This window comes from Paenibacillus sp. PastF-3 (assembly GCF_029893135.1).
In the GTDB taxonomy this organism is placed as follows: domain Bacteria; phylum Bacillota; class Bacilli; order Paenibacillales; family Paenibacillaceae; genus Paenibacillus_AQ; species Paenibacillus_AQ nitricinens.
Window position 1 is genome coordinate 341,919 of sequence record NZ_JARXWM010000002.1, and the last position, 21,673, is coordinate 363,591.

Annotated in this window: 20 protein-coding genes; 2 read left to right on the top strand and 18 right to left on the bottom strand. The window is 42.2% G+C overall.

What is annotated here, in order from left to right; translation table 11 throughout:
• Positions 1-17 precede the first annotated feature (17 nt).
• From M2444_RS05560 to M2444_RS05595, 8 genes are all read right to left on the bottom strand, one after another.
• Positions 18-1,139, bottom strand: coding sequence for an FtsW/RodA/SpoVE family cell cycle protein (locus tag M2444_RS05560; RefSeq protein ID WP_280786476.1), 1,122 nt, complete (start codon positions 1,137-1,139; stop codon positions 18-20).
• Positions 1,140-1,267: 128 nt separating this feature from the next.
• On the bottom strand, positions 1,268-1,801 hold the full coding sequence (locus M2444_RS05565) for a hypothetical protein (protein WP_094869284.1): 534 nt from the start codon (positions 1,799-1,801) through the stop codon (positions 1,268-1,270).
• A gap of 93 nt (positions 1,802-1,894) precedes the next feature.
• Positions 1,895-3,277 (bottom strand): sensor histidine kinase, encoded by a 1,383-nt coding sequence (locus tag M2444_RS05570; RefSeq protein ID WP_280786477.1) that lies wholly within the window; start codon positions 3,275-3,277, stop codon positions 1,895-1,897.
• Between the two features lie 3 nt (positions 3,278-3,280).
• Positions 3,281-3,985, bottom strand: a complete 705-nt coding sequence (locus M2444_RS05575; protein ID WP_094878212.1) for a response regulator transcription factor — start codon at positions 3,983-3,985, stop codon at positions 3,281-3,283.
• Between the two features lie 140 nt (positions 3,986-4,125).
• Positions 4,126-5,208, bottom strand: a complete 1,083-nt coding sequence (locus M2444_RS05580) for a Gfo/Idh/MocA family protein (RefSeq protein ID WP_094869281.1) — start codon at positions 5,206-5,208, stop codon at positions 4,126-4,128.
• 17 nt (positions 5,209-5,225) lie between these two features.
• The gene (locus M2444_RS05585; RefSeq protein ID WP_094869280.1) at positions 5,226-6,146 is read right to left on the bottom strand and encodes a helix-turn-helix domain-containing protein; all 921 of its coding nucleotides are present in this window, start codon (positions 6,144-6,146) and stop codon (positions 5,226-5,228) included.
• A 27-nt stretch (positions 6,147-6,173) separates the two neighbouring features.
• Positions 6,174-7,178 carry a Gfo/Idh/MocA family protein gene (locus tag M2444_RS05590; RefSeq protein WP_280786478.1) on the bottom strand — a complete coding sequence of 335 codons (1,005 nt, stop codon included), beginning with the start codon at positions 7,176-7,178 and terminating at the stop codon, positions 6,174-6,176.
• A 148-nt stretch (positions 7,179-7,326) separates the two neighbouring features.
• The gene (locus tag M2444_RS05595) at positions 7,327-7,869 is read right to left on the bottom strand and encodes a GNAT family N-acetyltransferase (protein ID WP_280786479.1); all 543 of its coding nucleotides are present in this window, start codon (positions 7,867-7,869) and stop codon (positions 7,327-7,329) included.
• A gap of 86 nt (positions 7,870-7,955) precedes the next feature.
• Between M2444_RS05595 and M2444_RS05600 the strand changes: the two genes are divergently transcribed.
• On the top strand, positions 7,956-8,537 hold the full coding sequence (locus tag M2444_RS05600; protein ID WP_280786480.1) for a LysE family translocator: 582 nt from the start codon (positions 7,956-7,958) through the stop codon (positions 8,535-8,537).
• Between the two features lie 18 nt (positions 8,538-8,555).
• Positions 8,556-9,329 (top strand): AraC family transcriptional regulator, encoded by a 774-nt coding sequence (locus M2444_RS05605; protein WP_094878215.1) that lies wholly within the window; start codon positions 8,556-8,558, stop codon positions 9,327-9,329.
• A gap of 27 nt (positions 9,330-9,356) precedes the next feature.
• Here the strand turns inward: M2444_RS05605 and nagA are convergent, their stop codons facing one another.
• The 10 genes from nagA to M2444_RS05655 all read right to left on the bottom strand — a co-directional run bounded on the left by nagA (position 9,357) and on the right by M2444_RS05655 (position 21,566).
• Entirely contained in the window at positions 9,357-10,499 is a 1,143-nt protein-coding gene (gene nagA / locus M2444_RS05610) for an N-acetylglucosamine-6-phosphate deacetylase (protein WP_280786481.1), read from the bottom strand.
• A 23-nt stretch (positions 10,500-10,522) separates the two neighbouring features.
• Complete coding sequence (locus M2444_RS05615; protein WP_280786482.1) at positions 10,523-11,311, bottom strand: DeoR/GlpR family DNA-binding transcription regulator; 789 nt, start codon at positions 11,309-11,311, stop codon at positions 10,523-10,525.
• Positions 11,312-11,474: 163 nt separating this feature from the next.
• Entirely contained in the window at positions 11,475-11,954 is a 480-nt protein-coding gene (locus M2444_RS05620; protein ID WP_280786483.1) for a DinB family protein, read from the bottom strand.
• Between the two features lie 38 nt (positions 11,955-11,992).
• A complete protein-coding gene (locus tag M2444_RS05625; RefSeq protein WP_280786484.1) occupies positions 11,993-13,459 on the bottom strand; it encodes a protein adenylyltransferase SelO in 1,467 nt (488 codons plus the stop codon).
• 196 nt (positions 13,460-13,655) lie between these two features.
• Positions 13,656-14,945, bottom strand: a complete 1,290-nt coding sequence (locus M2444_RS05630; protein WP_076299336.1) for an L-cysteine desulfidase family protein — start codon at positions 14,943-14,945, stop codon at positions 13,656-13,658.
• 111 nt (positions 14,946-15,056) lie between these two features.
• Positions 15,057-15,764 carry a DNA alkylation repair protein gene (locus M2444_RS05635; protein WP_094878220.1) on the bottom strand — a complete coding sequence of 236 codons (708 nt, stop codon included), beginning with the start codon at positions 15,762-15,764 and terminating at the stop codon, positions 15,057-15,059.
• 160 nt (positions 15,765-15,924) lie between these two features.
• Positions 15,925-16,755 carry a carbohydrate ABC transporter permease gene (locus M2444_RS05640; RefSeq protein ID WP_094878221.1) on the bottom strand — a complete coding sequence of 277 codons (831 nt, stop codon included), beginning with the start codon at positions 16,753-16,755 and terminating at the stop codon, positions 15,925-15,927.
• A 15-nt stretch (positions 16,756-16,770) separates the two neighbouring features.
• Positions 16,771-17,676, bottom strand: coding sequence for a carbohydrate ABC transporter permease (locus tag M2444_RS05645; protein WP_094869347.1), 906 nt, complete (start codon positions 17,674-17,676; stop codon positions 16,771-16,773).
• 271 nt (positions 17,677-17,947) lie between these two features.
• Complete coding sequence (locus M2444_RS05650; RefSeq protein WP_094869267.1) at positions 17,948-19,360, bottom strand: ABC transporter substrate-binding protein; 1,413 nt, start codon at positions 19,358-19,360, stop codon at positions 17,948-17,950.
• A gap of 178 nt (positions 19,361-19,538) precedes the next feature.
• Positions 19,539-21,566, bottom strand: a complete 2,028-nt coding sequence (locus M2444_RS05655) for a DUF5107 domain-containing protein (RefSeq protein WP_280786485.1) — start codon at positions 21,564-21,566, stop codon at positions 19,539-19,541.
• Positions 21,567-21,673 lie beyond the last annotated feature (107 nt).

Here is a 21,673-nt window from a genome sequence, read left to right on the forward strand (position 1 = left end):
CAGTTCCAGTAGCTTTTTCAAACCGTGCTTTCATCCTTATGGACTTTCACACTTAGCACTATGCCAATCGCAATCATATTAGTAAGTAACGAGCTACCTCCATAACTAATAAACGGCAAGGATATCCCCGTTAGGGGCAGCAATCCAAGATGCATTCCAAGGTTAACAGAAACTTGAAAGATAATCATGGCGATAAATCCGGTGACAACATATGCTCCTCCACGATCCCTGCTTTCTAGTGCGATAAAGATCATTCGATAGACGAGCAATAAATAAAGCATCAGCAACACAGATGAACCTATAAAACCGTATTTTGCACCGATGACCACATAGATCGAATCGGAATACGCGTAAGGAATATATCCTTTTCGCAAAAAAATACCTTCACTACCCGATAATCCACCGGAGCCAATGGCAATCATTGCGTTTTTGACATGCCAAGATTTATCCGGATCACTCTGCGGGTCTAAAAAAGCCTGAATTCGTGACAATTGATGGGGCTCGACAATCTTGGATAACAAGTCGAAATTGGCATAGTAGAGCCATAGTATCGTGCCGATCGAAATAATCACCACACCGAGGATCAAAATCATATATAGAGCACGGATGTTACCAATCCAAAGCATACTAAGCAATATGCCAGCAAAAACGAGCGCTGTACCCAAATCGGGTTGATCCATGATCAAAATGAAAGGAATTAAAAAAACGAAACAAACCGGCACTAAATCTTGAAAAAATCGAAGCTGCTGTCCTTCTCGTTTACCCAATAGATGAGCAATGAGCAATACCGTACATATTTTAGCCAGCTCGGAGGGCTGGAGCTGAAAGCTCCCAATACTTAACCAACGCACGGCACCATTGAGGTTTTCCCCAACCAGCTTAACTAGCACAAGTAGACCAATACCCACGCTATAAAAGAGATACGCTAACCAGCCTAATAGAATCTTATAATCTACCAATGCGATGAATAACATGGGTATGCAAAATAAAGCAAATAAAAACAATGAACTGATGTAAAGTCCGTCTAACCGTGTATCCGTAGTCGCTCCATAAATAGCAACAGTACCAATACCAACTAGGCCTGTTACGAGAAAAAGTACGGATCTGTCCAGCTTTGCAATTTTGGTGGAGATAAACATGAAACAACCTCTATTTAATTTCTGTATTTTTCTTGTTGTAAAATGAGCATCATAAATAATCCGCCTGTGCACAAATACATCTTGCTTCAAGATGAAGCTGAAGTGCAGCGGATTATAAAGTGGAATGATTATCTCAGATCAAATTTGTCCTGATACGCCTTCTTCGATAACAGCTTTAATTTATCTTCACTCAGCGTGTAAATATCCAGTCCGTTCCCTGCCTCGCCCAATGACCAGCCCAGTGCGAGTTCGTTATGGCCATCATCATCGACATCATAGAATCCGGCATAATCCAGGCCATACCCAAACCCCTCAACCTCCGAAATCTTTTGCCACGCTTCATTTTCCTGCCTAAGCAGCATCGCTTTTATAGAAGAACCTTTGTTTTTGCTGTACTCATATACAACTACAGCTTCATCAATACCGTCTCCATCCATATCCCCAAAGGAGATAGCATGATCCTCTTGTCCTTCCAACGGAGTTATCAATTGAGCTTTGTCGGGAAGCCATTTGATAAATTCCTGACTCGTTTTGTCTCGCTGCAGGCTTGCTTCTGATGATGGAGGCTTAATCAGCTCTCCTGGTGTTGCCGGCACTCCGCATCCTCCGAGCAAAATTAACGTTGTTAACATAGCACCTATTTTTATGAATTTGCTCGGCATTTGGATCATCGACTCCTCGCTTGTCCGCATATATAGTATTTTATCTGTGAAAGAGATGAAAGTGGTTATGAAATAGTTAAATTTGAGCTCTATTTATATCGGCAAGTCAAATTGGACAATCGTCCCCTTGCCTAAAGTACTGCTTATTCGCAGTTCCCCATGATGCAATGTAATGATCTGTTCCGAGATAGACAGACCCAAACCGCTGCCTGACGCCTGTTGGTCCACTTTGTAGAATTTTCGCCGCACATTCTCTAAATCCGCTTCTGCGATGCCTGACCCAGTATCCTCAACTGTAATTACAACTTTCCCTGAAACCGTATGGGCAGTAATAAGAATTCGACCTGAGGAACTAGTGAATTTGAGCGAATTATCAATGAGATTAATCATGACTTGCTTCACACGATTCTCGTCAGCTTGAATGACAGGCAAATTCTCTTCTATTTTCACTTCGAGCAAGATGCCTTGTCGGGTTGCTCTAGGGGTGAGTTGTCTGCCAATATGCTGCAACAGCCCTGTTAGATCCACAGTTGTAAGGTGAATTGCGATTCTTCCGTTATCCAATTTGGAGAAATCGAGCAGTTCATCTACCATATGAGTTAACCTGTCACTTTCAGATTCAATGATATCTAGCCCATCATGAAATAGAGCCTGATTACTCTCCCCACCCGCCTTCAAGGTGATTACCCAGCCTTTGATCGAGGTCAATGGCGTACGCAGTTCATGGGATACGGATGCGATAAAATCATTCTTAAGCTGTTCACTGTTCGAGATTCGACTGGCCATCATATTTAATGTATCCGCCAAGGATCCAAGCTCGTCTTGATAGCGCTTTTGTACTCTTATGCTGAAATCTCCTTCGGACATTTGGTCTGCCGCCTGTTTCAGATCTTTAATGGATCTGGTTATGGTCCAAGATAGTAATAATCCAAGCAAGGTGACGATACCAATCACGAGCATACCTACCCCGATCAGCAAAACCGCAATTTGATTAACTGTATGTATCGTTTCCGTTAAAGAGGTAATAAACCTAACTTCCCCAATGATGTTATCTTTGGCTTGTAAAGGATAAGACACCGTAAAAATAGCTTCCTCGGTTACGGGGTCCTCACCCTTCCAACTGTTAGGCTGCCCTTTTATGGCTGCTTGTACATCCATGTTATCTGTCATCGCAAAATCGCCTTGGATTCCGTTCGAATCCTGCAAAAGCCGACCTTCAGCATTAATAATCTGTACCTGTGCATCGGAATGACTGGCAAAGCCCTTTAACAACCGATCCGATTGTGCCTCTAAATCCTCGTCGCTAAAATATTGCTGATAAAAAGAAGCCGACAGTTCCGCCTGATTCATCAGGGTTTGCTCTATATTATGAAAATAATAATAACGTACAGATAAATTAAGGATAATCTCAAGAATGAGCACCGTAAGACAGATCACTACAAAATAGCTTCCTACTAATCTTTTCTGAATACCCATTCTTCAACCATCCTTTCTAAAGCGGTATCCGAGCCCCCATACAGTCTCAATCCAATGCGGGTTAGAGGCGTCCTCTTCAATCTTCTCTCTTAGCTTACGCACGTGAACATCTACTGTCTTTGGATCGCCAATATAATCCTCACCCCAGACCAGGTTCATTAATTCATTCCTAGATAGTGCTGTATCCGGATGCTCTAGAAAGGTCTTCAGCAACTGGAATTCCTTCGGGGTTAATTCAATAATGTCATCGTGTTTAAACATCTTGTTCGAGTTCATATCCAGGCGAATCGGTCCGGCTTGAAGGATAGTTCTTTGCGGTTTTAGAGCTGTTTCTGTACGGCGCAATATCGCTTTAATCCGTGCCACCAGTTCTAATGGATTAAAAGGTTTCACAATGTAATCGTCGGCACCCATTTCAAGGCCATTGATTTTATCCAGATCTTGTCCTCGTGCTGTTAAAAAAATGATGATGACCCCAGGGTCCTGCTCTCTTACCTTCCGGCAAATCTCAAACCCATTCAAATCCGGCAGCATGATGTCCAGAACAATAACGTCTGACCGGTTCGCCTCAAAGCTCTGCAATGCTTCTTCTCCACAAGCAGCTTCACTAACCATAAACCCATTATTCGTTAAATTTATAGCTATAAACCGTCTAATATTATCGTCATCTTCCACAATAAGAACTTGATTTCGCTCTACCGTATTCATGCTCTTCACCCCTATAAACCAGTATTCAAACAAGCAAAAAAAACAAAAAAACTCTCCCGGTAAAGAGAGAGTCTTGTCTCAGATCCCTGTAATTAAATCACAAGTGGATATTACTCTATATCGCTATGCTTGTCAAAAATCTAATCCAAATACACAGCCTTACCCGTTTGTGCAGATTCATAAATCGCTTCTAATATTTGCGAAACAACATATGCCTGTTCAGGTGTTACAACCGGGTCTTTATCCTGTTCAATAGCTTCGATCCACTTTCTTAATTCGATGTCAGGTGCACTCTCTGCTTTTCCTTCATAGTAAGCAACGCCGCCTGCCCCAAGCTCAATTTTATTGGTGTACAGCTTGCTGAATTTCTCTCCATTAATTCTAAGTCCGTCCTTCATATCAGCGCCTGCTTCAGTTCCGCTTAAGCTGCACTTCGCTTCATGTACGTCCAATGAATTGAGTGCCCAGCTCGCTTCCAGCATAATTGTGGCGCCATTCTCCATTACGACCATCCCAAACGCTGAGTCCTCCACGGTGAACTTTTTAGGGTCCCAAGGTCCCCAAGCGTTGGCGGCCTCTTCTTTTTGCGAGAGTTCATGATATTTGGTGCCCAGCACGACTTTCGGTTTATAGTTATCCATCATCCACAGCGTTAGATCCAGCGCATGGGTTCCGATATCGATCAGTGGCCCTCCACCTTGCTTCTCTTCATCGAGAAATACGCCCCATGTCGGTACCGCTCTCCGTCTGATGGCATGTGCTTTTGCAAAATAGATATGACCAAGCTCCCCGGACTCACATGCTTTTTTCAAATATAAGCTGTCTTCTCTGTAGCGGTTGTCATATCCAATGGTTAACTTCTTGCCTGTACGTTTCGCCGCTTCCACCATTCGTTTGGCATCTGCTGCCGTTTTAGCCATTGGTTTTTCGCACATGACATGTTTTCCTGCTTCAAGGGCTGCAATTGAGATCTCTGCATGAGCGTCATTCGGCGTTAGCACGTGAATAATATCAATAGAATGATCTTTCAACAATTCAGTATATTCTGTATAGACTACAGCTTCAGAACTTCCGTATTTCTCCGCCGCTTCTTCCGCACGTTCTTTAATAATGTCACAGAAGGCAACGATCTCAACCTTACTTTGTCTGCTCAAACTTGGTAGATGCTTCCCGTTCGCAATTCCACCACACCCAATAATTCCTACGCGAAAAACTTTACTCATTTCATTCACCCTCACTTCTAATTAGTTTGTTTTGTATTTCGATAAGTTGCTGGCGTCATGCCTAAACGCTTGCGAAATACGATATGCAAATACGTTGCATTCGTAAATCCTTCGGATTGAGCGATTTGTTCGATCGGATAATTGCTTTCTTCAAGCTTACGGCAGACCGCTTTCAACCGGATATCCTCAAGCGCCCTACTGAAAGATTGTTCGGCGTTAACTTGTTTAAACACTCGCTGCAGCTGCCTTGAACTAATATTCAGCTTTTCAGCAACATTCTCCAAGGTAACGGCTCCTGAATAATTAGCTTCCATATATTGAATGGCATATTGGTACCGATAAGTTGACATATCTCTAACAGGCGCTTCTGTTCGAATTCCACCAGCATCATACGCTCTTACTGCCTTTAATAAAATGCTAATTACGAGATGTTTAATGGAAGTATAATATCCCGTTAATTTACCTTCACAAGCTTCATAGGCTTCAAGAAAACATTTCATAGCGCTGTGATAATCTTGTGCTGGAACTAGCGGTAACTGCTTTAGCTTCTGAACACAGGTCTCAGCCTCCGCAACCTCCCAAGGATCTACGTCCTCTCTGATCTTCTCTTTGATGTCCACATGTAGACACAGTTCTTCCATGGATTCTTCTGGATCCGCCTCTTGGCGATGCATGACACCCGGTCCGGTTAAATAGAGCATTCCCTCCGACAAAGGATATTGCAGATCGCCAAGAATAACTTCTCCCTTTCCTCGTGGAATAAAATGAAACTCGAACTCAGAATGATTATGGAAATCTATGACTCTTCCCGGCGGAAAAGAGATCAAATGAAATCTAAGAACTGTAATCTCGTAATGTCCCCATTGGATTGAAATATCCAATCTCTCGAGCATATCATGTTTCTCAAACATCATCTCATAGGGAAAGTTACTCAATATAACATCCTCCTGACAGGTGGAGACCGGTTAAGCGTCTAGATCTGCTAACCGAACCATACGAGCTTCTTTAGCAGAACGATTCGCCGCTTCCATTAATCTCGTAAGGTCCACAGCAATTTGAACATTCTCGGTGGCGAAAGTATCCTTTTGGATATGATTAACCCACTGATGGAATGCGCTTTCACGATTAGCATGTAGCGCTACTTCTTTCCATCCTTCCTCTTTGTCAGCGGATTTGTTACTTCTAAGGAGAAGCTTATCCTCTGGTGTTCCGTAAAGAAGAGTTCCTTCGGTTCCATGTACCTCGATGGTAAACGGCGAATGACTATTCACGAAACCAGCCTCGACCACACCAATTGCTCCTGAATTCGTAAATAATGTTACCACTGCATTATCTTCTACTTCCTTGCCCGTGACATAACCAAAATTAGCACTTACACCGGTCACCTCTTGACCTAAGAAAAGCTTCGTCAAATACATAGGATGACAGCCCAGATCAATCAAAGCTCCGCCACCACATTGTTCCAAGCTATAGAAATGATCGGGAAGCCAGTTTTCTGTAGCCCCATTATGGGATAAGCGTACTCTAACGTAGGTGATCTCTCCGAGCAGTTCTTGACTTAGAACTTCTTGAATCGTTAACGCGTATCCATCATTTAGACGTGGCAAGGATACGGTCAGCTTCACCTCGTTCTCTTCCACTGCGCTTATGATCTCTTCAACTTCTTTATGTGTAGGGGCAATTACTTTTTCCGTAAAAATATGCTTGCCCGCTTTAGCCGCAGCAACAATTATATCTCTATGCACATTGGTAGGCGCATCCACTATGACAGCATCTATATCCTCTTGCGCAAGCAGGTCCTCCAGTGAATCGAAAAAAGGAACATTTAAGCTTTCGGCAGCTTTTTTCCCCCGCTCTGCATCTTCATCCCAAACCGCAGCCAATACAGTATCCTCATGTTCTTGAGCTTGCTTCGTATAGTCCCAAGCATGTACATGCCAATAGCTAATCTTACCAATTCTTATCGTCATTTGCTTGTGCCTCCTGTATATATGTTATTCTGACATCTACTAATAAAATATCACATAACAAAGCCCTTTATTAGTAGGGAAATGCGACATTTAATATATAATATTACGACACGATCATTCGATATGATATACATTTTCCATTTTGAGGCTACCTTACATTACACAACCAAACCATATGATCGGAGTCGGGTCCCCAATAATCTTTTATAACCTTATAAGGCTCCCCAAATTTACGCTGCCACTTGATTTGTGCGCGTTTATAGCCACTGTCCAAACAAAATTGCTCGATCCCATGTTCGTGTAGAAATATCATCATTTGCTTAATTAATGCCGAACCAATCCCTTTTCCCTGATAGCTTGGCAACACGTATAAACTACCCAATTCTCCCAAATGATCCAACTGATGTTCTGCACAGATTTGAATAGTCTCACCACATGGACCATAGGAAATTGTACCCACAACCTTCCCATTGATTTTAGCGATAAAAAAATAAGTATCCGTGTTTGCCTGTTTCAGTGAAGATAGCGCCTTTTGCTTTTTATGATCGGTTTCACTTTGTATGTCCTCTTGTAAGTGACCTAATCCCTCTTTGTTAAAGGCATCTGATATTGATTCTTCAAAAACCCGGCATGTAGATACATAATCACCCTCAGTGAGTGTACTAATAGTTAGATGCTTCGTCTTATTCATTATGTTGATCTCCTCTGCAATAATGTACTATAAACAATCAAGGTAGGAGGTTTATATTCATAAGACAACTTTTACTGGAGGTCATCATGAATATAATTTCCTTTCTTCTCTATTGCATTGTAGTTACATGTTCACCTGGTCCTGCCAATATTGTTATTCTTTCTTCCGTGCAACATTCAGGGGCTAAGAAAACCATGCGGTATGTATACGGGGCTACGATGGCTTTTGGGCTATTGCTTATCCTTTCTACCTTAATGAATCGTGTTCTGGTAGAGATCATCCCAAATATTCTGATCATTATGCAAGTCATTGGGAGTATATATATGCTCTACCTAGCTTACAAAATCTATAAGATGGGATCAATGGAAGACAAGCCTAATCCAAATGCCAATTTTCGCTCGGGTTTACTTATGCAGCTTGTGAATCCTAAAGTGCTCTTATTTACTTTAACAGTCATTCCCAGCTATGTAATGCCATTCTATACTTCTTCTCTTACCTTATTTATGTTTGTTATAATTATAACTGTGATCGGATTTTTTGCTTTTACGACATGGGTTGTATTCGGGGCAATCTTCAGAGCATTTCTGCAAAATCATCAAAAAATTCTAAATACTCTGATGGCATTATTTTTAGTATACTCTGCCATTATGATATCGGGAATCCTATAAGTCTTGGAGGTTAAGAGCGTGGAGAGTTTCAACTATAAAAAGTCGGCAGATATCCTAACATTGTCAGCTAGCATGAGTGATTTCACTTATAAAAAACATTGCCATGAAGAATACGCAATTGGTGTCACCTTACGTGGCATTCAGCAATATAACCTTGAGGGTAGCTTGCAATCCTCTCATAAAAATGGCGTAATGCTATTTAATCGAGAGCAAACGCATGACGGCAATTCATATGATAAAGCAGGTATTGATTATGTCATGCTATATATCAAGCCAACCTTGATACAAGAGATCCTAGGAAAAAAAGAACTCCGCTTCTCCTCTCCCATCCTATATGATGACAAATTGGCACAGTGCATATTAGCGCTAAGTCATGCCATCCAGAATGGTAAAGAGGAGTCCTTATGCAGTGAGCTGTTGTTAAACCTGGTTCATGTTGTATCTAATACTGAACTAGTTACAGAGCACAGGATTAATAATAAATTTGTCAAAAAAGCAAAGGAAATGATGTACTGCAGTTTAGAACATGTATTGAAACTAGATGATCTCTGTAAAGAGTTTGGACTTTCCAAATATCAATTTATCCGAGAGTTTAAGACACATACTGGAATATCACCTTATCAATTTTTCTTAAATTGCAAGGTAGAGCATGCCAAGCAGTCCATTGAGAAAACTAAGGATATTTATGCCGCTGTAGTAGAGTGTGGATTTGTGGATTTAACTCATTTGAACCGGCATTTTAAAAGCGTGTTTGGCATAACCGCACATGAATACAGGTTACAGCTGCATTGAGCAGAAGTAACCTGTATTCATCATGATTTATAAAATTTGACCATCTACCATTGTCCAGCACACTTTAAATTCATCATCCAAGAGGACCAGATCAGCATCAAAACCAGATGTTATTGTCCCCTTTTGTTGAAGTCCAAGAATATTGGCCGGCGTAGTTGAAGCCATCTTTACGGCGTCTAACAATGGAATCCCAGTTTCGACAGTATAACGTAAAGCTTCATTCATAGTCACTGTGCTTGAAGCTAGCGTTCCATCCTTCAGTCTCGCTACCCCCTCGGATACTGTAACATGATGGCCTCCGAACATATAATCCCCATCACCTAATCCCATAGCTTGCAGTGCATCTGTAATCAAGACCATTCCTTCTGGTCCTTTCAAGGTATGCATTAATCGAATAATTGCAGGGTGCAGATGGACGTTGTCCACAATCGCCTGAAGACTTACATGCTTCTCTTCAAAAGCAGCCACAATTACCCCTGGATCCCGATGATGGATAGGCCGCATGCCATTAAAACAATGCGTAACATGACTTGCCCCCGACGCAAAGGCTTGTTTAGCTTCTTCATATGTGGCATCCGAATGAGCGATGGCTATAACTACACCCTTTTCTTTCAAAAAGGAAATGAGCTCCATCCCTCCCGGCAGCTCCGGAGCAATTGTAACCATCTTAATGAGTGAACCCGCTTCTTCAAAAATCAGGTTCATTTCCTCTAAGTTGGGGTGGCGTAGATATTTTTCGTTCTGCATTCCTTTTCGCTTCGGATTCAAGTAAGGTCCTTCTAAATGAATACCTGCGATCTTTGCGCCCACTTCATGTCCAATCACACGCTTGACACTACGAATCATTTCTAAAAGATCTTCTAGCGTAGAACTCACTGATGTAGCCAAAAATGAGGTACAGCCAGATGAAGCACAAGCACTTGAGACCTCTTGAATACTCTTTTCCGTACCGTCCATCATATCGAAGCCATTGGCGCCATGAATATGAACATCTATCATCCCGGGTACTAACAAATGTCCACCACCATCGATCCGTTCATGTTGTCCCTCTGGAATCGAAAGATCCTCTGTATCTATCTTTATGATTTTCCCTTCAGAAATCCACACATTAGCCGCTGGGATAATACAATTCTGAAGCGCCACTTGTACATTTTGCAGAATATAAGACATAAATATCCTCCTCTGTTTCGTTATCAGTCTTGCTCTCGAGCCTCTTCAGTTTCTTCTGGACATTCAATCACTGTGATGTTCATCTGATCTAGAATTTCTCTGATCTCACTTGGGAGTTCCCGATCGGTAATTAGAATGTCAACGAACTCAAAGTCTAGACGGAAAAATGATTTGCCAATAAATTTGGTGTGATCAGCCACTAAGATGACTTGTTCTGATCTTCGGGCCATTTCTCTCTTCACCCGTACATCTTCTTCATATGGATAGTAGAGCCCATCAGCACAGATCGCGGATGCTCCAATAAAGGCTTTATCAGCACGGATTTCACTAAGTTTATCGATAATAGAAGGGCCATATAACAAGCGATTTTTCACATTCAAGTAACCACCAAGAACATAAATTTGCAGATCCTCCCGCTTTGACAAGATCCCTACATTATCAATCGAGTGCGTGACCACCGTAATATCCTTCGCGCTGATCTGTTCTGCTACAAACTGCACGGTGGTAGATACATCTAAAATCACAGTCTCATGATCTTGGATAAGCTGCGCCGCAGCCTTTCCTATCCTCTGTTTACTCTCAGATTCATCGATCAAACGATCCTGATAAGATAACAATTCTTTTTGTAACTCAGGTAACGATACCCCTCCATGCGTTCGGATCACAACACCTTCTTGTACTAATCTAACAATATCCCTACGTGCGGTATCTCTGGATACATCAAATTGCGTACAGATCTCTTGAACACTCATCGATTGGTGTTGTTTCAAATATTCGAGTATTTTTAACAATCTCTCCTCTTGAAACATCATGTATGCACCTCCTAAAGTCATCATAAGTTATTAATTAAGTATTTACAAGTATTATATATGTGACTATAAGTATTTATAAGTATTTTCACACAACTTATTTTCATTGATATTCGCAAAAAAAGACGTTAGCCAGATGAATGTACATCTGTTAACGTCCTTCAATTCATTTCATAGTGCGATTCCAACTCTTTTGAATCTTTCGAATAAAAACGATTTGCCCCACGTGATACGCGTTATGTGTTGTCACATTGCCCATTACTTCCCACCACTGACTGCCTTGGAATTCTTGAACATCGGCATCCAATTGTTCCTTTGTAATCAGTTCCTGCCAACGTAAAAGAACTTCTAATAGTTGTTGCTGAAGCTCTTGGAACGTTACTCCTTTTGCAATGACAAAGGTATTATTGTTATCCACTGAAGGAACCGCATGGATACTCTTTTCTTTATATCTTGTTTGCCAAGTTTCATTCCAGTAGAGCAGATGCTGCACTATCTCAGTAATACTGTTGCTTTCTTCCGTTACTTTCCAAAAAGCTTCTTCTTCGCTTAAGTCATTTATGGCTACCTCAAAGGGCACATACCAACTTGGATCATTCGCATTAGCTAGCAACTGGTTAGCCAGAACATCATATGCATGAAACATTCTTACTTCACCTCATTATTTAGATCATTATCAGCAAATCAGGTACCGCAGAAGGTTCGATATGGACGTGCTGATTCCTTAGGTAGTGCCGAGTATTCATCCTGTTCAGGGGAATAAGCGTAAGGATTGGAAAGAGCTTTAAGCAATCGCTCCATCACACTGTAATCTTCCTGTTGCACTGCCGCTTGGAGTGCTTCTTCTACCCTGTGGTTCCGCGGAATGATCGCAGGATTACTATTGCGCATTAGCTGCAGCGAAACCTCTTTCGATTGCTGCTGTCTGCTAAGTCTAGCCTGCCATAACTCCTGCCACTTCGTAAATTCCGCTGCACCAAACAGAGCGGTTTCTTCCAGCTTTTCTAATGTTAGGGCACGGAAGGTATTGGTATAGTCCGCCCGATACTTCTGCATCAAATCTAGCAAAACTTCAATTAGCGCTACATCCTCTACCTCTTCGTTGAAGATTCCGAGCTTCGCCCTCATACCTGTGAGCCAATGATGGTAAGACCGCTCTTTAAAATCTGCAATTTCCTCTTCAGCGAGCCGAATCGCCTGTTCCTGATCATCAGCCAGCAATGGCAGGAGAGTCTCCGCGAATCTCGCGAGATTCCAAGAGGCAATGCCCGGTTGATTGCCATAGGCATAACGACCCTGCTGGTCAATGGAACTGAATACCGTTTCTGGATGATACACATCCATGAAGGCGCAAGGACCATAATCAATCGTTTCTCCGCTAAGCGCCATGTTGTCGGTGTTCATCACTCCGTGAATAAATCCTACCAGCTGCCACTTGGCAATCAATTCAGCCTGACGTCCAATCACTTCCCGAAGCAGGAAAAGATAACGATTCTCCTTAGAATCAACTTCCGGATAATGTCTTTGTAATGTATAATCTGCCAGAGTACGGAGATCCTCAACAGTACCCCACGCTACAACATATTGGAAGGTACCCACCCGTAGATGACTTGCAGCAACCCGGGTCAGAATAGCACCAGGCTGCTCTGTTTCTCGAATGATCGTTTCTCCAGTAGTTACCACTGCCAAGCTGCGAGTGGTGGGAATACCCAAGCTATGCATGGCTTCGCTAATGATATATTCACGCAGCATCGGTCCGAGTCCGGCTCGGCCATCGCCACCACGAGAATAGGGTGTTCTTCCCGCACCCTTAAGCTGAATGTCTACGCGGTCACCTTGGGGTGTGATCTGCTCACCAATAAGCGTAGCTCGGCCGTCACCTAACATGGTAAAATGTCCGAATTGATGTCCAGCATACGCTTGAGCAAGCGACACAGTACCTTCAGGGACTTCATTCCCTGCAAGATACTGAACACCATCCTTACTATGTAGTGCTGTACTATTCAGCCCTAAGGTAGCAGCCAATGGTTCATTTAAAATAACTAACTCCGGCTTACGTACAGGAGTTGGTTTAATCCTTGTAAACATGGATTCCGGCAGATGAGCATAACTGTTCTCAAAGTTCCATCCTATATCTATCTTCTCCGTCATAATATCTCCTTTTTATACCATCAGTTTATGCCTTTATGATCTCAGAATAAGTTATGTTAAAATTTAATGCAAATCTTCGCAATGACAAATACCCTTACTGAATAGATAAAAAGACCGTCCAGTCTCCTGCCATTCATGTAGGGAACCGGACGGTCTTATATTATGATGTTCTAACCTGTTATTACCTTAAAGGAAGCTAATTCGCTCCGCCTTTGGAGAGCATGATATTTAGAATGGTCTTGTCAGTATCCGCCAGACCTTCCTGAACCAGTCGCTCCATGTTGCGGATAGTATCTTCCACCTCTTCGAAAATAACTCCATCCTTGGTCGTAGGAGCAATATTGTTCATCGCCAGTGTGGCTGCCTGAATCGCCGTATTAGTGGAGGTAGATATCTTCAGCGCACAGGTTGAATTTGCACCGTCGCAAATCATGCCTGATAAAGAGGCTATCGTATTCTGTATCCCATGCTTGATCTGCTCAAGAGTGCCGTCCATGAGATAAATGATCCCGCTATTCGCTCCAACTCCACCTGCAATTCCTGAACCACATAAAGGCGACAACCGCCCGATATAATGCTTGATATGCACAGTGACCAGATTACTTAGTGCAAGCGCCCGAGCCAGCGTCTCTTCATCCTTACCAAGTAATTCCGCCAAAGAAATAACGGGAAGCGTACAGGCAATGCCTTGATTACCGCTGCCCGCTGTTGTCATCACAGGCATTGCGCTGCCATCCATACGAGCATCTGAAGCCGCAGCAGTGGCCGCTATTATTTTGTTCGCTACATCATTGCCGAACAAATTCACAGCTGATTGCTGATTCATCTTCTTCCCTACTTGCAACCCATAATCGCCCCGGAGTCCCTCTTCGGAAATCGCTTTGTTCATCCGGGCGCCTTCCAAGAGGAAGCTAAGGTCTGAAAATGGAGCCGTAGTTATAAACTCGAATATCCGATCTACAGAGCCTTCATAGGCTTCAGTATCAGAAAGTCCAGGCTTGCCACAATCTGCTTTAGACTTCTTAGGTGTCACTTTTTTCCCGTCCAGAGCCAGATATTCTATATTAGTGTGTTCTTTAGCAAGGATGGCAGTCGCTGTATGATTCTCTGTCTTCACCTGTGCTTCAATATATAACTTCTCAGGAGTGTCCATTATCTCCACTTTTAGCAGCTTTCGATCAAGCAGGTCATTGGCCAGCTTTAGCTCATCCTGAGTCAGGCCTGATAGAATTTCCAGCTCCTTGTGCGAACGTCCGACCACCGCACCGAGGGCTGCTGCGATAGGAAGACCTGTCTGGCCTGTCCCAGGGATGCCCACTCCCATTGCATTTTTAATAATATTACCGCTGAGATGCAGCTGAATCCCCGTTATTTCTTCCTCGAGAAGCTCTGCCGCCAAGGAGACGGCATACGCAACTGCGATCGGCTCTGTGCAGCCTTCTGCCGGTACGACTTCCTTGTGCAAAATTTCCAATAAGTTGCCCATGTATGCTTTTCCCCCTTCTCTCTCCCACTTGGAGTCATTTCTATATAGTAACGCAGAGTGAAGTTTCAGGGAATCCTTTTTCCTTTTTCTTCTCTAGAAGCTTCTGCTAGATCAACATCTTACATGCTTACGTTTAAAACCAAGCTGAGCTTTGTCGACTGCTTTTTGAATATTTGCGTACGCGTGAATCAATTTACTTTTTGCCTTATCCTTATCAACTTCAATAGGCCCTACAGTTCTTGCGGTTTCACTGGCCTTATCATGAAGTGGCGAATAAGATATGGCCACTGTGTACATGAAGTTGTTCATTGCGTATTGGGTACGTTCTGGAGAATCATGAATCGTATTTTCCACCATCTCAAGCATACCGGCAAGCTTGCTTTCGGAAAACTCAACATCCGGCCGACTGCCAAGCAGCCAGCAGTAACAGCTCCAGCCCGCTGACATTCTCAGCTCTTCACCACTCGCAATCCATTTATCGGCAACTTGTTGTGCAATATCTGCTTCTGCCAAGGTTACTGCCACTACAAAGTCGGACAGCATATAAAAATAAGCCGCATCCATCCATCGGTCATAATCCGCTTCCGTCATTGCATTGGGATCAGCAATGATGCCGGCAAAATACATGGCATCATAGTTCCCTGTCGCGTAAAGTTCCTCAGCCAATGGCTGATTTATTTTTGTTTTCTTGAAGATTGGCTTCATTGCTCCGGTAGCCACGCCAAATAGCGGTTCCTTTGCTCCATTAGATATATATATTTTCTTAGTTCGTTCCTTGCCAAGCGCTTCCAGCTCCTGCATGACCATCTCTAGATCCACTATTTAACACTTCCTTTTTCAAAGTTCTCTCCCAAGCTATCTTAGGTTTGTACTAGTTAAAGAAAGTGTACTGTATGGGTTTCCTTGTCGCAAGTTGAGATTCTGAAGAAATCCTTATGGGTGCGCAAATAACCACCTATATTACTAGGTGGTTATTACCTCAACCTTTTACAGAACCGATTGTAATTCCTGCAACGATCTTTCTGGACACAAGAAGATAAAGTATAAACGTGGGCAAAAATACCAGAAGTGATGCAGCAAAAATACCCGAATAATTACCAGTATTCGTATATCCTACTACGATGGATTGAAGCGCTAATGCTATTGGATGTCGATCCGGATTATTTGCAAAGATCAGAGCATAAAAATATTCATTCCAAATCCCCATCACATTAAAAATCGTTAACGTCAAAATACCGGCCTGTGCCATAGGTAAGATGATTTTGATAAAAGCTTTAATCGGCCCACATCCATCGATCGCTGCTGATTCCTCCAGTTCTTTCGGAATGGATGCAAAGAACCCTGTAAGCAAAAATACAGCAAAAGGGACATTCGTAAAAATGTATACAAAGATTAACGTAAATGTTGAGCCTGTTAAATTCAATGAATAAAATAACGAAAATAATGGAATAGAAATCAGTAGCCCCGGAACCGATAATGCCGAGATAAACATTAAATCAACTAACCGTTTTCCCCTAAACTGAATTCGTCCCAATATATAAGCAGCCGGAGCTGCAACAACAATAATACCTACGCAAGAGGTTACCGTGTAAACTAGACTGTTCAAAAAGTACAATCCGATCTTCGTTTCTTCGAATAATCGGGTATAGTTAGAAAAATGAAATCCGCTCGCCAGTAGTTTGTTCGTAAATATCTCTCTTGTCGTGCTGAGTGAAGCAAGGAATGCGTATCCAAAAATAATTACTGTAAAGATAAGCCAGACTACTAATGGAATATATCGAATGATTCGAGTGATTGAGTGAAGACGCATATTGTCTCCTCCTTCCTAGTATTCTAAACGATCCTTCCTAAACAACAGACCAATCAAGAAGGAAAAGCCAATAATTGCAACAGTAATCAATACACCAATCGCAGCCCCTGCTCCAACATTGAAAGCTTGCGTATCAGAAATTCTCTCCCCACCAAATACCTTCAAGTACATATAATAGCCAGGAGTCATCGTATGTGGATCATTTCTCCCGAAGATGGAAGACCATACAAAGAAGTTAATGGCTGTAACCGTCCATAACACCAGTGTGGTCTTAAACACATCACGGAGTAACGGAAGAGTAATATGGAAGAACTGATATAACGTGTTTGCTCCTTCCAATAATGCTGCTTCGTAGTAATCATTAGGAATCCGATCCATGGCCGCGCCTAGAATTAATAAGAAATAACCAATGGATCCAAAACAAAAAGCGATCAGCATGGATAAAAATAAATGCTGGTCATCCGTCCATTGAATATTGGCTAACTGTTCAAGTCCAAGAAGGCGAAATACATGTGTCAACAATCCAAAGGTCGGATTATACACATACTGAAGCCATATTACTGACATGACAACAACAGATACAGTATTAGGCAGGTAAATCAAGGCTCTCCAGAAGCCTTTGAAACGAACGCCAGAGGAAATAAGCACTGAGAAGAAAAAAGCCATAACGAAAACAATGAGTCCACCAATAATCCAAATCTTAAGCACATTTAATGAAGAATTTAAAAAATAGGAATTATGAAATAACCCCCAGTAATTGTCTAGACCAATAAATTTCCATTCACTGATACTACTATTTATATTAGATATCTCGTAAAAGCTCATAAACACTGCCCGCAAGGTTGGATAAAAAAAGATCGACATATAAACCAGGATAGCAGGCAGAAGGAATAGCATGATAATCGGTTTACTAATTCTCATCTTTGTATCCCCCGCATCATTTTCAAGGAAATTATAAGGCTCAAAACCAAAATTAGCATGTTGACCGTTTATGAACCAGCCGCTACGGGTTCGGAGGGTTCTTCCGACCCTCCGCTCTGTCCACACGCCATGTCAACCTCTAATTTTTAGTTAGAATCCTTTTTCAAGTACCAGAATAAATAGAACGCGTAAATTGCAATTTATTCTTTCTTATACTCTAAATAATCTATATGCAGCTGCCGCTATTGACCGCCACATATAGACTACAGTTTTATTTACCGGCGTAGAATTTCTTAGCTTCCGCACTTAGCTTCGGCCCAAATTCTTCTGGCTTCAGTTTGCCAGTGATAAGTTCCATGAAGGTAGGTACAATGGTAGCAAGCGTAAAGTCGCCTCCATCACCAATACCTCCACCCCAAGGCATATTTTCTTTTGCATTTAGAAAAGCAGCCTCTGCTTCTGCAAGCATCGCAGGCCATTCAGAATCAATGGTTGCTGGGATCGCAAGTGCATCCTTCGCCATTTTTTCTTGTATCTGCTTACTAACGATATGTTTGATAAGTTCAAAAGCAGCTTTTGCATTCTTGCTTGATTTATTAATGAACATCCCTTGAGATCCAAAGATCAGCCCTTGTTTTCCACCTTTACCGTTTCCATTTGGAACATCCGGGAATTGAAACGTGCCCCATTTGAAATCTGGTCCTGAGGTGGCAAGCACTTCATTCGGAAGCCATGTTCCATTTAGATAAGCGGCAGACCCACCAAGCACGAGATCCTGCTGAGCCGCAGGATATTTACTTCCAGCAATTTTATTAGAGAAAAAACCTTTAGCGTTTAAATTAGCCATATCTTTAGCGAATTGAAGAATGATTGGATCATTCCACATCTCACCGGTCTTATCTTGCACAAGCTGGCTTACCCAATCTGCCCCCATCGCATTTGCCAGATAAGATCCAATAAATAAGTCCCGATATGCGTCATCAAAGGTAAGCGGTGCTGAACCTGCTGCTTTGATTTTTTCAGCATCTGCAAGAAACTCTTCCCAAGAGGCAGGTGCTTTTGTTATCCCAGCCTTCTCATACACTTCCTTGTTATAGAAAAAGAGTACTGCATACGGTTGCTGCGGAATCGAATAAATACCTTCTTCTAAACCGTACTTTGTGGATAGCGATTGTATCCAGCTTAATAAGCTTGGAATTATTGAATCCTTTACTGACTTGCCTTCCATTCCGATGGACGGCTCCGCAAGCAAATCATCAAGCTTCATAACGTAATCTTTCATGCCTTGAATACCAGCTGGGCTACCTGGATCGGCTTCCCAGATATCAATTTGCTCTCCTCCATCCAAAGCAGGCTTGATCAATTTTAAGATATCACGACCGGTAAACTTCAGATCCACTTCAACTTCTGGATTAGCTGCCTTGAATTCAGCAACGGCTGACTCAATAACCTTCGCTTGTGGTTCTGTGCTGCTCCACATCGACCAGAATACTACCTTACCTTCTAGTCCAGAAGCTTTAACTTCGGTGGTAGCCTCAGTTGTAGCAGTAGGTGTGTTCTCCTTAGTTGCTTCAGGCGGGGCAGCATTGTTCGTTGTATTGCTTGATCCACAACCAGCCAATAACGTTAGTACCATCGACATAGCAAGCAACAAACCGGTGAGCTTCTTTTGTCTTTTTTTCACGTGTGTAGCATCCCCCTCTAATATGAAAGTGCTTTCACAAGTAAGTATATAACGAAGCAAGTCAGGTCTAACATCGACGATATTGAACAAAGCATGCACAATTTTATCTAAATTTTAATCACCTTCAGCATCCTAAAAAAGAGAGCTTCGATTAAAATCATCGAAACTCTCTCTTCGTTTAAGCGCCAATTATTCTAAAATCAATGTTATTAGGCGGTGGATATAGGGTGATGGCTTCCTTCATTAATTCTTCAGATAATACAGTATTTCGGCTCTCCGCTAGCTTTTTGGCTTGAAATTCATACCACAGCTCCACAATCGTAACTTCGCCCTCACGAATCACAGCAAATTCTTTCTGGAATAAGTTTAATAGGAATTCATTATGATCCAACGCCTGAGCAGCAGCTCCAATAATAATTTGGAGACGATCACTTTGCCTGAACTCTTCAGGAAGTGATTCGTACACACTCCATGCCTTAGCAAATTGTTTATTTCTAATTAACATGCTAATATACTCATCTGCAAATGCACTGTCTGGAAAGCCATTGTACAAAGAATACGCCAGTTCATAATAGACCAGAGCCTGATCTGCCTCTCCTCTCTGTTCAGAGGTAATCGCCAGATTACGATAAACCCAAGCAGACGGCTGCAATTCAAGCGATTGATGCCATGCAGTTATAGCTTGGTCTTCCATTCCATACTCATAGAGCATAATGCCGTAATGCAAGTAGGAAGTCCACGTTTGATTATCTGCATCCCCTAGACTGGTACGAAGCAATTCCATCCATTCTTCTTGGACCATCCAAGAGGCCGGAATATTTTGTACATCTCCCTCTGGCAAGCCTCCCTCTTGTAACAGGGCTAACCATGGAAGCTGCGGTGCTGCAATACTGGATTTCAAGAATAGAAATCCATCCGGAATAGACCTTTCAGCATGGGCCTTTCTGCGAATGTCCTCGAGTGCTCCCCAGCCTGAGCCTGAGTGCAATAGTTCTGATGGTGTTAAATTAGCATAAGCTTGCAACTTCTCATGAAGAATATACACCTCATCTTCTTGCAATTGTTCATTGACTTGCGTTTCAATAAAATCCCGAGCCTCAGACCAGTCGCTTTGATTTGCCTTATGCGCATCCACCTGAGTAACACCGAATATTTGAGTGAAATCCCATATTGAATTTGCAGGCATGTCTAGTCCATGCATCTGTGTTGGAGCAAGCCCAGCTTGTATCTCAACATAATTACCTTCGCCTGGCTTCGCTAAGAAATCGCACCATCTTCTACCACCTGCATGGTTGCCCCAGCAAAATAACTTACGATATCTTAAGAGGCTAGTCGAACGTTCGTAGAATAAACTACCATCCTCATAGGCAATCGCTTCCCACGGGGATTTATAATCTGCCTCTGTCTGAAAAAAATACTCGTTAGAGAAGGGAATTCTCATTGGATATGACGAGTCTTCATTTGGAACTGAAGGAAGCACTGGCAAATCTCCCAATCCAAACCCCTTCACTTGATGATCAATATAGATAACCTTACTAGTGGATGAGAATACTCTTGATTGCAAAGTTTCCGGTGCTGCAATATTTGTCCAATAATACATAGGAACCGACGCTTCGTTATCATTAATGATTCTTACATAGACAGAGAGCTCCTTTGCCCCTTGAGGAAGATGAAAATCAATCTGCCAAAAAATGTTTTTACAACGCTCATATTCATAAATTCTTAGAAATTCATTGCCCTTATCATCCATCAATTTGGCAGCATGTACGGGAGAGGCGGTCGTAAAGGTGTGACCTACCTGTCCCACATTCCATTCGATTCCTCCAGAGAACCAAGCATTAAGAATAGCTAAATTAGCCGGTTGAAAGACAGGGTTTGTATACAATATATCTTTGTTCGTACGTTTATCTTTAAGCGAATAGAGTCTACCTCCATACTCAGGTAAAAAGACTGCTTTTAAGATGTCATTTTCCAATACAATCGACTTCATAACCAGCAGTTTTCTTTCACGTGTATACCGATCCTGCATGCGATAAGGTAAATATCTCCCACCTGTATGTTCACCCAGCTGCTGTCTCAATTCTGGAGTAAGTGTACCATTATCCCCTACTTTAGTATGATGGTCTCTGTTTCTGAACATTGGAAGAGGATTCTCTCCTTCTAATAATGCACCTTCAAGAGTTAATGTTGAAATGACCACACTCATTCACGTCACATCCAATCCCATATAGTTAATCCAATTTTACACTGCTAAATACTAAAGCTACCATTAACAGAATTGAACAAAACCTGTACGATTTAGGACACGGAATA

Excerpts from the sequence above, each read along its gene's own strand:
- M2444_RS05595 (WP_280786479.1), bottom strand. The coding sequence starts at position 7,869 with ATGAATAAGACGAAGCATCTAACTATTAGTACACTCACTGAGGGTGAT.
- M2444_RS05565 (WP_094869284.1), bottom strand. The coding sequence starts at position 1,801 with ATGCCGAGCAAATTCATAAAAATAGGTGCTATGTTAACAACGTTAATT.
- M2444_RS05570 (WP_280786477.1), bottom strand. The coding sequence starts at position 3,277 with ATGGGTATTCAGAAAAGATTAGTAGGAAGCTATTTTGTAGTGATCTGT.
- M2444_RS05615 (WP_280786482.1), bottom strand. The coding sequence starts at position 11,311 with ATGATGTTTCAAGAGGAGAGATTGTTAAAAATACTCGAATATTTGAAA.
- M2444_RS05580 (WP_094869281.1), bottom strand. The coding sequence starts at position 5,208 with ATGAGTAAAGTTTTTCGCGTAGGAATTATTGGGTGTGGTGGAATTGCG.
- M2444_RS05625 (WP_280786484.1), bottom strand. The coding sequence starts at position 13,459 with ATGACGGAGAAGATAGATATAGGATGGAACTTTGAGAACAGTTATGCT.
- M2444_RS05560 (WP_280786476.1), bottom strand. The coding sequence starts at position 1,139 with ATGTTTATCTCCACCAAAATTGCAAAGCTGGACAGATCCGTACTTTTT.
- nagA (WP_280786481.1), bottom strand. The coding sequence starts at position 10,499 with ATGTCTTATATTCTGCAAAATGTACAAGTGGCGCTTCAGAATTGTATT.
- M2444_RS05590 (WP_280786478.1), bottom strand. The coding sequence starts at position 7,178 with ATGACGATAAGAATTGGTAAGATTAGCTATTGGCATGTACATGCTTGG.
- M2444_RS05645 (WP_094869347.1), bottom strand. The coding sequence starts at position 17,676 with ATGAGAATTAGTAAACCGATTATCATGCTATTCCTTCTGCCTGCTATC.
- M2444_RS05630 (WP_076299336.1), bottom strand. The coding sequence starts at position 14,945 with ATGGGCAACTTATTGGAAATTTTGCACAAGGAAGTCGTACCGGCAGAA.
- M2444_RS05640 (WP_094878221.1), bottom strand. The coding sequence starts at position 16,755 with ATGCGTCTTCACTCAATCACTCGAATCATTCGATATATTCCATTAGTA.
- M2444_RS05575 (WP_094878212.1), bottom strand. The coding sequence starts at position 3,985 with ATGAATACGGTAGAGCGAAATCAAGTTCTTATTGTGGAAGATGACGAT.
- M2444_RS05655 (WP_280786485.1), bottom strand. The coding sequence starts at position 21,566 with ATGAGTGTGGTCATTTCAACATTAACTCTTGAAGGTGCATTATTAGAA.
- M2444_RS05620 (WP_280786483.1), bottom strand. The coding sequence starts at position 11,954 with ATGTTTCATGCATATGATGTTCTGGCTAACCAGTTGCTAGCTAATGCG.
- M2444_RS05600 (WP_280786480.1), top strand. The coding sequence starts at position 7,956 with ATGAATATAATTTCCTTTCTTCTCTATTGCATTGTAGTTACATGTTCA.